At 43.5% G+C, this 13,492-nt stretch carries 16 protein-coding genes; 9 read left to right on the forward strand and 7 right to left on the reverse strand.

Annotated features, from left to right (window positions below; translation table 11 throughout):
- Positions 1-2 precede the first annotated feature (2 nt).
- The 6 genes from rnpA to ruvX are packed head-to-tail and all read left to right on the forward strand — an operon-like array spanning position 3 to position 4,777.
- Positions 3-347: a ribonuclease P protein component gene (gene rnpA, locus RMO68_RS09950; RefSeq protein WP_310440601.1), complete on the forward strand. Its 345-nt coding sequence runs from the start codon at positions 3-5 to the stop codon at positions 345-347.
- The gene (gene yidD, locus RMO68_RS09955; RefSeq protein ID WP_310440602.1) at positions 325-657 is read left to right on the forward strand and encodes a membrane protein insertion efficiency factor YidD; all 333 of its coding nucleotides are present in this window, start codon (positions 325-327) and stop codon (positions 655-657) included. The genes rnpA and yidD overlap by 23 nt, the downstream gene beginning before the upstream one ends.
- A complete protein-coding gene (gene yidC / locus RMO68_RS09960) occupies positions 651-2,264 on the forward strand; it encodes a membrane protein insertase YidC (RefSeq protein WP_310440603.1) in 1,614 nt (537 codons plus the stop codon). The genes yidD and yidC overlap by 7 nt, the downstream gene beginning before the upstream one ends.
- Positions 2,251-3,045: a Jag N-terminal domain-containing protein gene (locus RMO68_RS09965; RefSeq protein ID WP_310440604.1), complete on the forward strand. Its 795-nt coding sequence runs from the start codon at positions 2,251-2,253 to the stop codon at positions 3,043-3,045. Before yidC ends, RMO68_RS09965 begins: the two co-directional genes overlap by 14 nt.
- Positions 3,039-4,388 (forward strand): tRNA uridine-5-carboxymethylaminomethyl(34) synthesis GTPase MnmE, encoded by a 1,350-nt coding sequence (gene mnmE, locus RMO68_RS09970; protein ID WP_310440675.1) that lies wholly within the window; start codon positions 3,039-3,041, stop codon positions 4,386-4,388. Before RMO68_RS09965 ends, mnmE begins: the two co-directional genes overlap by 7 nt.
- Complete coding sequence (gene ruvX / locus RMO68_RS09975) at positions 4,388-4,777, forward strand: Holliday junction resolvase RuvX (RefSeq protein WP_310440605.1); 390 nt, start codon at positions 4,388-4,390, stop codon at positions 4,775-4,777. Before mnmE ends, ruvX begins: the two co-directional genes overlap by 1 nt.
- On the opposite strand, the gene RMO68_RS09980 is transcribed toward ruvX, so the two are convergent.
- The gene (locus RMO68_RS09980; protein WP_182729586.1) at positions 4,754-5,395 is read right to left on the reverse strand and encodes a hypothetical protein; all 642 of its coding nucleotides are present in this window, start codon (positions 5,393-5,395) and stop codon (positions 4,754-4,756) included. The two genes, ruvX and RMO68_RS09980, sit on opposite strands and share 24 nt — an antisense overlap.
- A gap of 164 nt (positions 5,396-5,559) precedes the next feature.
- Here RMO68_RS09980 and ilvC point away from each other — a divergent pair, with 164 nt between their 5' ends.
- From ilvC to RMO68_RS09995, 3 genes are all read left to right on the forward strand, one after another.
- Complete coding sequence (gene ilvC, locus RMO68_RS09985; RefSeq protein WP_310440606.1) at positions 5,560-6,582, forward strand: ketol-acid reductoisomerase; 1,023 nt, start codon at positions 5,560-5,562, stop codon at positions 6,580-6,582.
- A gap of 58 nt (positions 6,583-6,640) precedes the next feature.
- On the forward strand, positions 6,641-7,675 hold the full coding sequence (locus RMO68_RS09990) for a divergent polysaccharide deacetylase family protein (protein WP_310440607.1): 1,035 nt from the start codon (positions 6,641-6,643) through the stop codon (positions 7,673-7,675).
- A 72-nt stretch (positions 7,676-7,747) separates the two neighbouring features.
- Complete coding sequence (locus RMO68_RS09995) at positions 7,748-8,524, forward strand: DNA-processing protein DprA (protein ID WP_310440608.1); 777 nt, start codon at positions 7,748-7,750, stop codon at positions 8,522-8,524.
- A 9-nt stretch (positions 8,525-8,533) separates the two neighbouring features.
- On the opposite strand, the gene RMO68_RS10000 is transcribed toward RMO68_RS09995, so the two are convergent.
- Genes RMO68_RS10000 through hemW form a run of 6 tightly spaced genes read right to left on the reverse strand, consistent with a single transcriptional unit; the run spans position 8,534 to position 13,452 of the window.
- Complete coding sequence (locus tag RMO68_RS10000; RefSeq protein ID WP_310440609.1) at positions 8,534-8,848, reverse strand: sulfite:cytochrome C oxidoreductase subunit B; 315 nt, start codon at positions 8,846-8,848, stop codon at positions 8,534-8,536.
- Positions 8,849-8,857: 9 nt separating this feature from the next.
- Positions 8,858-10,078: a molybdopterin-dependent oxidoreductase gene (locus RMO68_RS10005; RefSeq protein ID WP_310440610.1), complete on the reverse strand. Its 1,221-nt coding sequence runs from the start codon at positions 10,076-10,078 to the stop codon at positions 8,858-8,860.
- A gap of 52 nt (positions 10,079-10,130) precedes the next feature.
- Positions 10,131-11,177 (reverse strand): tRNA preQ1(34) S-adenosylmethionine ribosyltransferase-isomerase QueA, encoded by a 1,047-nt coding sequence (gene queA / locus RMO68_RS10010; protein WP_310440611.1) that lies wholly within the window; start codon positions 11,175-11,177, stop codon positions 10,131-10,133.
- Complete coding sequence (tatC, locus tag RMO68_RS10015; RefSeq protein ID WP_310440612.1) at positions 11,155-11,937, reverse strand: twin-arginine translocase subunit TatC; 783 nt, start codon at positions 11,935-11,937, stop codon at positions 11,155-11,157. Before tatC ends, queA begins: the two co-directional genes overlap by 23 nt.
- Positions 11,937-12,332 (reverse strand): Sec-independent protein translocase protein TatB, encoded by a 396-nt coding sequence (tatB, locus tag RMO68_RS10020; protein WP_310440613.1) that lies wholly within the window; start codon positions 12,330-12,332, stop codon positions 11,937-11,939. Before tatB ends, tatC begins: the two co-directional genes overlap by 1 nt.
- Before the next feature lie 58 nt (positions 12,333-12,390).
- Complete coding sequence (gene hemW, locus RMO68_RS10025) at positions 12,391-13,452, reverse strand: radical SAM family heme chaperone HemW (protein WP_310440614.1); 1,062 nt, start codon at positions 13,450-13,452, stop codon at positions 12,391-12,393.
- Positions 13,453-13,492 lie beyond the last annotated feature (40 nt).

Genomic DNA, 13,492 nt, shown 5'->3' on the forward strand with positions numbered 1-13,492 from the left:
CGATGCTAAAGCTCCACAGTGAGTTTCAGCGTGTTTATCAACGCGGAAAGAATGCGCACAGCACATCGATCGCGTTGTTTTATCTCCCTTTAACGGGAGAAAAAAAAGTTGGATATACGGCCAGTAAAAAAGTTGGAAATGCAGTAGTGAGAAATCGATGTAAAAGACGTCTACGGGCTCTTTTTGATGAGTTTTCATCTAATGCGCAAGACGGATGGTACGTTTTTGTCGCCAAGAAAGGGTTATTTGACAACTCTTTCGACATTGTGCGACGCGACTGCAAATATGTTTTAAAACGGACGGGTGCCATGGCTGGAGCAGGTGATGATAAGAATATTCTTTCTTAAGCTCCTGTGGCTCTATCGGCACTCTTTCTCTTTGGTGACACGCGGTGCGTGTCGTCACTATCCCTCATGCTCCGAATATGCCCTCTGGCAGTTTGAACGCAATACTCTTCCCCGTGCATTTTTATCCACTTTTTTGCGAATTTTACGATGCAACCAGCTTTTTTCAGGCGGTATTGATTATCCAATTATCAACAAACCGAAATTAAAACCCTCCGAACTCTCCATAAATACGATAAAATACTGGTTTGTTCCATATCAACAGAATTATTTTCTGATTAAAAATTTTAAGTTTAAAGGGTCCCAGTGCTAGAAAAGTTTACCCCAAATCAGCGACTTCTCGTTGCCGTCGCTTTATCTTTTGTCTTTTTTATAGGCTATACCACTATTTTTCCTCCTCAAGCACCTAATAGTGACAATAATATTACTGAAGCCAGTACAGCTCAAGAGGTTGCAGTTAAACCGACTGCTACAACGGAAATGTCGACAGAATCTAATACGTCGTCGATTTCTGATATCAAAACAGTAACTACGGATACACTTACGACGATTAGTGCAAAAGAGTTTACCTTGAAAATCGATACTCTCGGTCGAGTAGGATCGGTTATTTTAAGCAATGCAAAACATAACGGTAAAGATGGGAAACTCTCAGAACTGATTGCTTCCAGCGGAGCAAAACCGCTTCAGATCCGTTTTATGGACGAAGCGTTAAATACGGCGGCGGCGAAAACTCCTTACACAACGAATATTAGCAATATCACATTGGGAGAGAACGGCAAATCAACGGTTGTTCTGAGCCAAAATCTTCCTGAACTAACCGTGACGAAAACGATCACTTTTTACGCTGACGGTCATTATGATGCAAAAATTGCCCTTTCAAAAGAAAAGCGTTATTCACTCTATTTAGGTCAACATCCTGAAATTATTGAGCAAATGATGACGGTTGTAGGGGGAATGGTTTATTCAGGCGATAACCTGACCACTATTTTTGAAGACGGTGATGTTGAAGGACGTTCTATTTTTAGCGATGTCCATTTGGTATCTGCTTTCGATCAATATTATGCGACTATTTTTTACGGGTTCGATAAAGCAACTCAAGTAACGGTTGAACGCGATATGAACAGTAACCCTGTTACTTATTTGGAAGGGACGCAGAATTTTACATTTAACGGTTATATCGGACCGAAAGAGTATAAAACGCTTGAATCTATCAACCCTGTGTTGGTTAATGCAATTGAATTCGGATGGTTTACTTTCGTCGCAACACCGATTTTTAAGGTATTAATGTGGTTGCACGGATTACTCGGTAACTGGGGTTGGGCGATTATAGGTCTAACTATTCTCATCCGTATTTTCCTTTACCCTTTGACCCACAAAGGGATGGTATCGATGCAAAAGATCAAAGACATTGCACCGCGTATCAAAGAGGTACAAGAAAAATACAAAGGGGACCCTGCACGTATGAATGCGGCAGTGATGGAGATGTATAAAAAACACGGCGCAAATCCATTGGGCGGATGTCTTCCGTTGATCCTCCAAATCCCTGTATTTTTTGCAATTTACCGTGTATTGCTTAATGCTGTCGAACTTCAAGGGGCTCCATGGCTATTATGGGTTACCGATCTTTCGCGTATGGACCCGTACTACATCCTTCCGATTTTGATGGGTGCGACGATGTATTATCAACAAAAGATTACTCCGAGCAACTTTACGGATCCGTTGCAGGAAAAAATCTTTAAATTTTTACCGGTCATTTTCACGTTCTTTTTCTTTACATTCCCTGCGGGACTCGTATTGTACTGGTTCGTGAATAACCTTTTCTCTATTGCACAACAGTATTTAGTGAACAAACAGTTCGAAGCGGCACGTGCAGTACGCCACGAAGCTCATCTTGCGGAAAAGCATCATGAAAAAGATTGAATCTCCTACGTTAGAAGAAGCGTACGCTAAAGCGGCTTCGGAGTTCGGATGCTCCGTTACCGCACTTCAAGTTGAGATCGTCCAATTTCCTTCCAAAGGGGTATTGGGCCTTTTTAAAAAGTCGGCGATTATTATTGCCAATCTTCCCCATTCTGCAGTCCAAAAAACTGAGAAGCCTGTGGTGGTAAAAGAAGAAGCGGCTATCGAAACTCCACCTTATTCTGAACCGGAAGAGTTAGTGCTAGGGGATGAGTTTTACGAACAAGCTGATGATTTTGAGGAAGCCTCCGAGATGGAGGGAGATTTTTATGAACTCTCTGCACAAGAGTGTGCGGATGAAGTGAAAGAACAGATTAATATCCTCTTTAAAGATATATGCTTTGATATCAACCACATTGATGTCAGTGTTTATGATGAAAATACGCTTCTTGTTGAATTTACCGGTGTCGATGCGGCATTGATGATCGGCAAAGAGGGGTACCGTTATAAAGCGCTCTCGTATATGCTGTTCAACTGGATTAATGCAGTATACGGAATGCAGTTACGTTTGGAAATTGCTGAGTTTCTAAAAAACCAAGAAGAGTCAATCTCCCGTTATCTGGTTAACGTATGTGATGTTATTGATCAAGACGGACGTGCTCAAACCAAAGTTTTGGACGGAGTATTAGTACAAATTGCCCTTAAGCAGCTACGTGATCGTTATCCGGATCGTTACGTTGCTATTCGTTCGACTCGTGATGGCGGTAAATTTATCATCATCAACAGTTACCACGAATATTGATGTCTGACACCATTGCTGCTATTGCCACGGCAAATGGCATCGGCTCCATATCGATTCTCCGGCTGAGCGGAGATCGGTCTCTCTCCATTGCTTTAAAGCTAACCCAAAAACAACATCTTCAGCCCCGTTACGCTACGTTGACTTCTTTGCATCAGAATGACGGAACCTTGATTGATGAGGCGATTGTTATCTATTTTCAAGCGCCGCGAAGTTTTACCGGAGAAGAGGTAATAGAGTTTCAGTGTCACGGCGGCTATGTAGTTGCTGAATCGTTACTTCGAGCGGTATTATCCGAGGGGGCGCGTTTAGCCGAGCCGGGTGAGTTTAGTAAGCGTGCTTTTTTAAACGGACGGCTCGATTTGACGCAAGCGGAAGCAACTGCCGCATTGATTGAGGCTAAAAGTGACGATGCCGCACGGATATTAGCGCGTCAGATGAAGGGGGAGCTGCGTGGATACATCGAAGGTATCCGCGATTCGCTTCTCGAAATCTTGGCCTATTCCGAAGTTGTCATCGATTATGCAGAAGAGGACTTACCTCAGAACGTGGTAGAGCAGATCGAAGCAAAACTTTTACGTATTAAACAGACCCTTTCACGAACCCTCGAATCAAGCCGCAGACGCTCAGGTCTGATGCAGGGATTTCGGGTTGCTATTATCGGTAAGCCTAACGTCGGCAAAAGTTCACTCCTGAATGCACTTCTTGATTACGAACGTGCCATTGTCAGCGATATTGCAGGGACGACTCGTGACACGATCGAAGAGCAGGTACGCATCGGTACCCATTTGATCCGTCTTGTCGATACGGCAGGGATACGCAACGCACATGATGAGATTGAGCGGATCGGGATTGAGCGTTCTATCGCCGCAATCGAAAATGCCGATGTTGTGATTGCATTGTTTGATACGAGCCGCTATATCGATGATGAAGACCGTGCGATTATCGATTTAATCGAGCGTTACCGAGAAGAGAAGCCGTTTGTGCTAATTTTGAATAAATCGGATTTGCCTCAGTCATTCGATAGCGTAACAATAGAGCATTATAAACCGATTCGTCTGAGCTGTAAGGAAGATACGCACGTTTTAGTCGACACGTTGAGTGCATTGATGGATCATGAGAATGACGGTGAAGAGATGATGCTTATATCAGCACGTCAAATCAATGCTACCGAGAGGGCTGTACACTCAATTGATGAAGCACATGAGCCGCTTCGAGACGGTGAATTAGAGTTTTTCTCTTTTCATATTAATGATGCTATACGTGCTATTGCTTCTATCAGTCGGCCGTATGAGCTTGATGAGATGTTCGATAAGATGTTCGGCCAGTTTTGTTTGGGAAAATAATGGGGACGATTATCGCGATTGATTTAGGGCTGAAGCGGATAGGATTGGCTCTAAGTTCAGGTGCAGGAATCGTTACCCCCCTTCCGGCGGTAGAGCGCCGCAACCGCAACCAAGCGGCAAATGATGTTAAAAAAGTGCTAAATGAATACGAAGCGACAACAGTAGTAGTCGGTATCCCGATGGGAAGCACGACCGAGGATGAGATGCGCCGCAGAGTGGCTCATTTTATGAATCTGGTTGAATTTAGCGGAGAAGTTGTGTATCAAGACGAATCCCACAGCTCCCAAGAAGCCGAAGCGCTAATGCGAGGTGAAATCCGCTACAAGCGCGATGGTCGGATCGACTCCCTCTCGGCTAAGATTATTTTAGAGCGGTATTTGAAAATATAGTGCCGCTTCGGCTTCATCATCGGTGAGGGTTGTAAAATCAGGATCGTTGGCTAACTTTTCTTTAATTATTGAAGCACAATATTCGAACGCAATGGCTCTGGCGTGATCTAGCTCCTTCACAAATCCCATCCCACTAAACTGATACGGCTCTTCTTGCTCGATGCATAGGAGAATACCTTCACATTTTTCTTCGAACTGTTCGACAATGTCACGATAACCGATAGAAAATTCGGTAGCATGCCATCCAATATCTTCTAATACTTTATCCGAAAACTCAGCAATTCCATCTCCCGTCGTATCATCGTACAAAGCTCTTTTTTGATTATATCCAATGATACTTTGCCACGCACCGGAGGCTTTGATAAGGAGTCGATCATCATCTTCGACGATTCGGTAGCTATCTCCGAGCATCGAACTGATGGGACGGGATAAATTTGTAGAAAGGGGGGATATCGGGGAAATCAAACCCTCATAAATAGTGATCTGATCTGCTTTAAACGGCTCAAATACGATCTTCCCATCATAACCGATTGCGAATCGTTTGGCTGAATTAGCGGCATGTAAAAAATCATCTTTGGCAACGATAATAATCTCTTTAAAAAGGTTGAATTTTTTCATAAAGGTCCCCTCTTTTTTGGGTGAATTGTAGCATGGGATCGTTGCACCATCCTTAGCAGAGGATTTAGCATAAGGATATAAGGGTGCGCTAATTTATTTTTATGCAAAAGTGGAGTATAATTCGCCAAATTTTAAGCCTATGAGCTTACTCTAAGGATACCTTTATGGCATTGAGCGTCTACTACGATAAAGATTGTAATATCGAATTAATCAAAAGCAAAAAAGTGGCAATGATCGGTTTTGGATCACAAGGTCACGCACACGCGGAAAACCTTCGCGATAGCGGTGTCGAAGTTGTTGTCGGTCTCCGTAAAGAGGGAAGTTCATGGGCAAAAGCGGAAGCTAAAGGGTTCAAAGTTATGACCGTTGCAGACGCATCTGCTTACGCTGATGTGGTTATGATCCTCCTTCCGGATGAAAACCAAGCAGAAATCTACAAAAACGAGATTGAGCCGAATTTGAAAAACGGTGCAACCATCGCATTCGGTCACGGGTTCAACATTCACTACGGACGTATCCATCCACGTGCCGACATCAACGTAACGATGATCGCTCCTAAAGCACCGGGTCACACTGTACGTTCTGAATTCGTTCGCGGCGGCGGGATTCCTGATCTTATCGCGGTAGGACAAAATCCGAGCGGAACAACACGAGAATTGGCTCTTTCATACGCATCGGCTATCGGTGGCGGACGTACGGCGATCATCGAAACGACGTTTAAAGACGAAACAGAAACAGACCTTTTCGGAGAACAAGCGGTTCTTTGCGGTGGTGCGGCATCTCTCGTTCAAGCGGGATTCGAAACATTGACAGAAGCGGGTTACGCACCAGAACTAGCTTACTTCGAGTGTCTTCACGAATTGAAACTCATCGTTGACTTGATGTTCGAGGGCGGGATCGCGGATATGCGTTACTCTATCTCTAACACAGCGGAATACGGTGACTACGTAAGCGGTAAACGTGTTATCAACGCGGAATCAAAAGCGGCAATGAAAGAAATTTTACGTGAAATTCAAGACGGACGTTTTGCAAAAGATTTCATTCTAGAAGGTCAATCGGGTTATCCTCGTATGAATGCTGAACGTGCAAATGCTCGTGCATCGTTGATCGAGCAAACGGGTGTGAAATTACGCTCTATGATGCCGTGGATCTCTAAAAATAAAATTGTTAACCAAGCTACAAACTAATTCCCTTTTTCAGAGCAATGGGCTCTGAAAACTTCTATCGAAAGAGGTACCTTCTTTTATGGACAACCCCCCTCTTTATCAAAAATATCTCTCTTTAAAATATTTAGGTTGGGGACTTTTTGGTCTCGTTATCTTTCTTAGTGCTCTGTTGATCGGATATTTTATCGGATTTAATCAGGCAGAAGATGAACTCGCACATGAGCGTCAACAAACGCAAAAACTCATTCAACAAATAGAGCAGATTGCTTCAATTGATGAGCATTACTCACCGGCGGCTAAAACCAAAGAGACGTTGTATAACACTGAAATAAAGCATTTGCAAAAAGAGCTTCAACTTCTTTTGGAAGAAGAACATCGACGTGAACCGATAAAGCCGCAACATGAATACGCTCCGAAAGAGCCGAAAGCTCCACCTCCCCCTGCGGCTATACGTCCTAAACGTCTCGATGGAACCCCTGCAAAATTGGTGATAATCATCGATGATGTTTCGTATGAAAGAGATGTTAAAGCAATTCAATCGACAGGCTTACCGTTAGTGATGTCTTTTTTACCTCCTAGTCCGCGACATCCTGAATCAGGGCGGTTGGCACAGCAGCAAAACCGGTCTATGGTTCATTTGCCTTTAGAAGCAATTGATTTTAATGATGAAGAGCCCTTTACGCTTCATGTAGGTGATTCAGAAGAGGCGATTGAAAAACGGGTAGATGTTCTTAAACAGCTGTTCCCGAATGCCCGTTACTTCAACAATCATACCGGATCAAAATTTACAGGTGATCGCGATTCGATGGAGAAATTGATTCGTGTACTAAAAAAAGAGGGGATTCAGTTTGTTGACAGCCGTACTATCGGAAAAACCAAAGTTCCTGAGGTTTCTACTCTCTTAGGGATGCGTTATATCGGGCGGGATGTTTTCCTCGATCACAAAGATGGGGTACGCAATGTGAAGCGGCAAATCAAAGAGGCGGTAGAGAAAGCCAAAGAACATGGAACGGCTATAGCGATCGGGCATCCCCGCCCTGATACGATTCAAGCGCTTAAAGAATCCAAAGATATTCTCAGTGAAGTACAATTGGTGGGTATTGAGCAAATTTGACAATTTGACATACTTTTTCCCCTTTTGAAGATTCTTTGATATTGTTGTGCATTCTGAGAAAAAAGAGTCACCATGTACACGACCCTTCCTTTTAATATTCCCGAACTCTCATCGATGAAGCATTATCCAGATCAACTCTATTATCGAGGTGAATTAGAATTGTTGTATCGTCCAAAAATCTCTATCGTCGGAACACGTCGACCCAACCCCTATACTCGTGCGATCACATTTGAGCTTGCAAAAAAACTCTCATTCTCCGGTGTGACAGTTGTTAGCGGTGCGGCAGCCGGAGTGGATGCAATCGCCCATCAAGGTTCGGGTGCAGACAATACAATTGCAATTTTACCAAGCGGTATCAATGTACGCTATCCTTCTGCCAATGCGGAACTGATTGAATCAATCGAAAAAAACGGGCTTACCATCAGTCCGTTTGAACCTGATTTTACAACACGAGAGTGGAGCTTTGTCGTTCGTAATGAGATTGTTGTTGCGTTAGGGGATGCACTGATAGTTACCGAAGCAGACATTGGAAGCGGAAGTATGCGCAGTGTTGAATATGCTTTGGAAATGGGGAAATCGATTTATGTTTTACCCCATCGTATTCGAGAAAGTACGGCTACACGATCACTTTTGAGAGAAGGAAAAGCAACGGCAATAGATGATATCGATCTTTTTGTTGCTCAGGTAAGCCAAAAAGGGCGAAACGCTATCAAAGATACGCTCTTTGTATCATTTTGTCGCACTAACCCCACGTATGAGGAGGTTGTGGCAAAATTTCCGAGTGATATTTTTGAAGCGGAACTTTCAGGGGTGATTGAAGTTCGAAACGGAAGAGTGGTTGTCGTCTAAGTACGGCTTTTAGTGCTGAGCCGTACTCTCGTATCCGTAGTGTTTAACAAGATAGTTGATAATAATCTGCTGATCTTCTTTACCGATGGGGGCTTTGAATTCATTGACCATTTTAGCAACGGTTCCACTCCAGTATGGGCGGCTTTTTTTCCCTTGGTTAAGGATATATCCCCATGAGTGGCAGATTAGGCAGTATTGTTGGGCTACTTCATCATGATCACCTTTTACCATCGGATAATCAACGTACGGCATTTCGATCGGTTTAGCAACTTGAGAAAATGCGGTGACGGCCAAAAATAGAGTGAGTAAGAAAATTTTTTTCATTTATACGCCTTATACAATTTTAACATTGACGCTATCGACAGCATTATATTGGTATCCACCTGCATTCCAACCGATTTCATTAACTTGCGGCTGAATATTTCCGATACGGTTAATGGCACGGACCATAATGGTGTATTCCCCTTTGGCTTTAGGTTCCCATTGGTAGACCCATGGACGATAAGCATATTTTCCGTAATCTTTTTGAAGTTCGGTAGCACTCCAGCTTTTCCCGCCATCGGTGGAAATCATCACCTCTTTGATCCCTTTTCCCTGATCGAAAGCAACTCCGGTTACTTTGACACGGGATCCTTTTTTAATCACGGTGTTGGGTGTTGGATAACCGATAACCGATTTGACTTTCATGACCGCTATGGGTTTGCGTTTGTACTCAAAATCACTTCCTGAAATGATACATTCGCAATCATTATCAGGAACGGTGTACGCGACATCCATAAAGAAACTTTTACGGTATTCATCCATAACGGTGATCTCAGAGAGCATTTTTACCCAGCTATCTGAAAAGTGCCCCGGAATGACAAGACGTAACGGGAATCCGTTGAGATAAGGGAGATCTTCGCCGTTCATGGCATAGGCTACAATCAGTTCCCCGCTCAAGGCTTCATCAATATTCATTTCTCGGAAGAATTTTGGAGTTTCATCCATTGCAGGTTTTTCCAGACCGTTGACACCGACCCATTTGGCTGAGCCTTTGACTCCCGCGCGATTGAGGATATCTTTGAGGCGAACACCTTTCCACACGGCACAGCCCATCGCTCCATGCCCCCATTGAACACCATGGGTTGCAGGACCCGTTCCTGCGAAATATTTACGGCTATTTCCGCCACATTGAAGAACCGAAGTGATTTCTACGGGTTCAAATTTACTTTTCAAATCATCGACACTGAGTGAAAGCGGAGTTTCAACTGAGCCTTGTACCTGAAGACGAAATTCGTTTAAGTCAATGTAAGTTGGAATGTCAGGCATGTGCCATCGAACGAAAAATTGATCATTCGGAGTGATGGCTTGGGTGAAAATATCACGAGGCGATTCAAGAAGAGGAGGTCGATCAGAGATTACTTTGAGAGGTTTTTTCTCAGGAAAAGCGATCACTGGAGGTACAAAATCTTTACTATCTGTGATGATTTTTTGTGCCGTTTCTTTGCCCAATAGGGTAGATGCACCTAAAATAAGACCGGCGCCTAAAAAATGTCTGCGGTTAATTTTATCCATAATATAATGCCTTGGAAAGGAATATCACTATTTTATCATAATTAGGAGTAATTTAGAGTATAAGCATCGCATCACCGTAGGAGAAAAAGCGATACTTTTCATCGATTGCTGATTGGTATATACGGTGTGTCTCTTCCAGCCCGACAAAGGATGCGACCAGCATTAGAAGGGTAGATTGGGGAAGATGAAAATTAGTTAGCAGGTGATTAATCCGTTTGGGTGGGTTATTCGGATGTAAAAAGAGATTGGCTTCACCCTTTAATTCCTGAGTACGGACATGGTACTCGACCGTGCGTGTCGAGGTCGTACCAACACTCAAAAGGGAGATGTCACTGTCGATAAGCTCTTTGGCGGCAGAACTAATGTCAAAATACTCCGAGTGCATCGGATGATCGGTGATAACAGCAGCCTCGACGGGTTTAAAGGTGCCTGATCCGACATGGAGGGTGACAAAGGCGTGAGGATGAGAGGAACAAACGGCTTCAAAGAGTGTATCACTAAAGTGGAGTGATGCGGTGGGTGCCGCTACCGCTCCCTCATGGTGAGCAAAGACGCTTTGGTATTCCCGTTCATCTTCGGAGTCGTCATCCCGTCCCAAATACGGCGGGAGGGGGATGTGTCCGATTTTCTCCAATATAGGGAGTAATTCTTCAAAACGGATGAGGGTATTCGCGCGATAAAAGTTCACATCACGTGAACCGTCTTCATGTAAAGTGATAATGCGAGCCGTGAGTGTATCCTCAAAAAGTAAGAGGGTATCTACTTTTACCCGCCCTTTGATATAGACATTGATCGCATAGGCATCGTGGGGACGGTTGATAAGGAGCTCAATGGCTCCGCCACTCTCTTTTTTCCCATAAATCCTAGCTTTGATTACTTTCGTATCGTTAAAAATGATTCCACAGTTTTCGGGGAGAAATGATTCAAGTGCATCGAAACGCGCATGGGTGATCGATTTGTCGGTACGGTTGTAGACGAGGAGGCGGGCATGATCTCTTGGGTGGATAGGGTGGGTGGCTATGAGACCTTCGGGGAGATGGTAATCATAGCTTTTACTGAGGAGAGGATCGAGCGGTTTAGTCAATGGTCTCTTCTTCATCTTCAGCAATATAAGGTTCTTCTTTCGGTGCCGGATTGACAGCACGGACAATAAGAATAGAAATTCCGTAGAGGAGAATGAGTGGCATTGCCATCAATATCTGGGTAATAACGTCAGGAGGAGTCAAAATAGCTGCAATAATAAAGATCAAAACGATGGCATAGCGGAAAAATCCGATCATAGCCTTATCATCAATAAGTCCTAAAAGGGCGAGAAAATAGCAGATTACCGGTAGCTCAAACGACAAACCGAATCCAAACATGATTTTGGTGAAAAATTCGACGTAATCTTCGATATTGATCATTGGAACAAATGAGGCGCTTCCAAAGGCAATTAAGTAACTGAATCCGAACGGGGTGACGACATAATAAGCAAAAGCCGCTCCCATTGCAAACATAACGGTTCCCCCGACGACAAACGGAATAAGCATTTTTTTCTCATTAGCATAAAGCCCCGGAGCGATAAACATCCAAAATTGCAGTAGAATGATAGGAAGTGCGGCAAAAAGTCCCGCAAAAAAGGATACTTTCATCGCAACGAAAAAAGTTCCTCCGAGCTGAGTGGTGGTGATCATTCCTTCAGCCGCTTTAGTGGAGACTTTGGCAACAGAGGCAATTGCTTCTGCTAGAGGTGCGGTTACCCAAGCTAGCAGTGCTTCGTGAAAGTTAAACATGACAAAAAACATAATAATAACGGCGGCAACACTGATACCGAGCCGTTTGCGCAGTTCGGCTAAATGGGGTTTTAAATCTTCAAACATTAGACATTCTCTTCATTCGGTTTGGTTTCTGTCGGTTTAGGCTTAAAGGTGATCACTTCAGGCTCTTTGGGAGCGGATGGAGCGGAAGAAGGTATATCGAGATTGATCTCATTTTTGAGAACATTAAGTTCGGTACCGATCTCGGTCACATTGGTCATACGCTCTAGTTCTGCACTTGCGTCGGTCAACTCTTTTTTGTAGTTGAGCGCCTCTTGTTTCATATCCGCAAACTTCATCTCTTCTTCAAGAGTTGCACGAGCTGTGTTAACTGTCCCTTTGACACTGCGGAAGAACTTAGCAATATCTACCATCGTTGAGGGGAGTTTGTCCGGACCCAAAAATAAAATAGCGATAATAATGATGATTAATATTTCGCCGATACCCATTCCAAACATTGCATTCGTCCATTACATAAAATTTTAGTTAGTGATGAGGATTTTACCCAAAGAAAGTTTAAAACCCTTCTATCCTCAGTGCGATTTCATCAGCGAGTAAAAAATCACTATTAAAATAGCGCCCCCCATGAAAGTTTAGAACTCCTTCGCGACAGAGTATATCAGCCTGATTTTTTTGTTTATCGTTTAAAATTTCGGCTTCCACTCCGACAAAACTTCGAAATCCCAAAAAGAGTTTTTCACTTAAAAGCGCCTCTTCTTCTATCTCTTCAATCATGATCTCACAGGGGTTTTGAATGTAGTGTTCGACATTGCTACTGGGGTAATAGCGCTGATTATTTAAAAATCCGACGGCACCGGAGCCGATACCGATATAGGGCTGATGTTTCCAGTACCCGATATTATGAAGTGAACGGTATTTTCCGAAATTTGAAATTTCGTACTGTTCGTAACCTTTTGCCGTGATTTCACGAAAAAGCCATTGGGTAAGTTCTAACTCTTCTTGCGCGATTTCCGGTGTTTTTTCAAAGGCAGTTTCCTCTTCGATCGTCAATGCATAAAGGCTGATATGATCGATGGGGAGTGTCAATGCTTGATGAATATCTGAGGATAAAAGGGCTTTGGTATCGCCACGTACCCCGTAAATCAAATCGATACTGAGGTGTTTATAGCCGATAGCGGCAGCCGTTCGTATTGCTTCGAGAGCGTGTTGGGTGTGATGCGCACGTCCCAATGTTTTTAATTTATCATTATTAAAACTCTGTACGCCGAAGCTGAGACGATTAACCCCAAGCTCATACATACCCTCTAGCCATGTTCTTGTGGCACTGTTGGGATTGGCTTCGGAGGTGATTTCAGCCCCTTTACTTAAATAAGGGTCAATCATTTCAAAAAGTGGACGATAAAGTGAGGGGTCGATGGTAGAAGGGGTTCCTCCACCGATAAATACGGTATGGATAGGATTTTCACGACTCACATTAAAACGGAGCAGTTCAGATTCGAGCTGGATACGAAGCGCGTTCATGTAGGTTTCGCGCTGGGAAAACTTATCAACATAAGAGTTAAACGCACAGTAGGAGCATTTGCTATCGCAAAAAGGGATGTGAATGTATAAAAGCATATTAGGATTATAGTATTTTTAATGGCGAATAGTTTACAAT

Source organism: Sulfuricurvum sp. (assembly GCF_031427015.1).
Lineage (GTDB): Bacteria > Campylobacterota > Campylobacteria > Campylobacterales > Sulfurimonadaceae > Sulfuricurvum.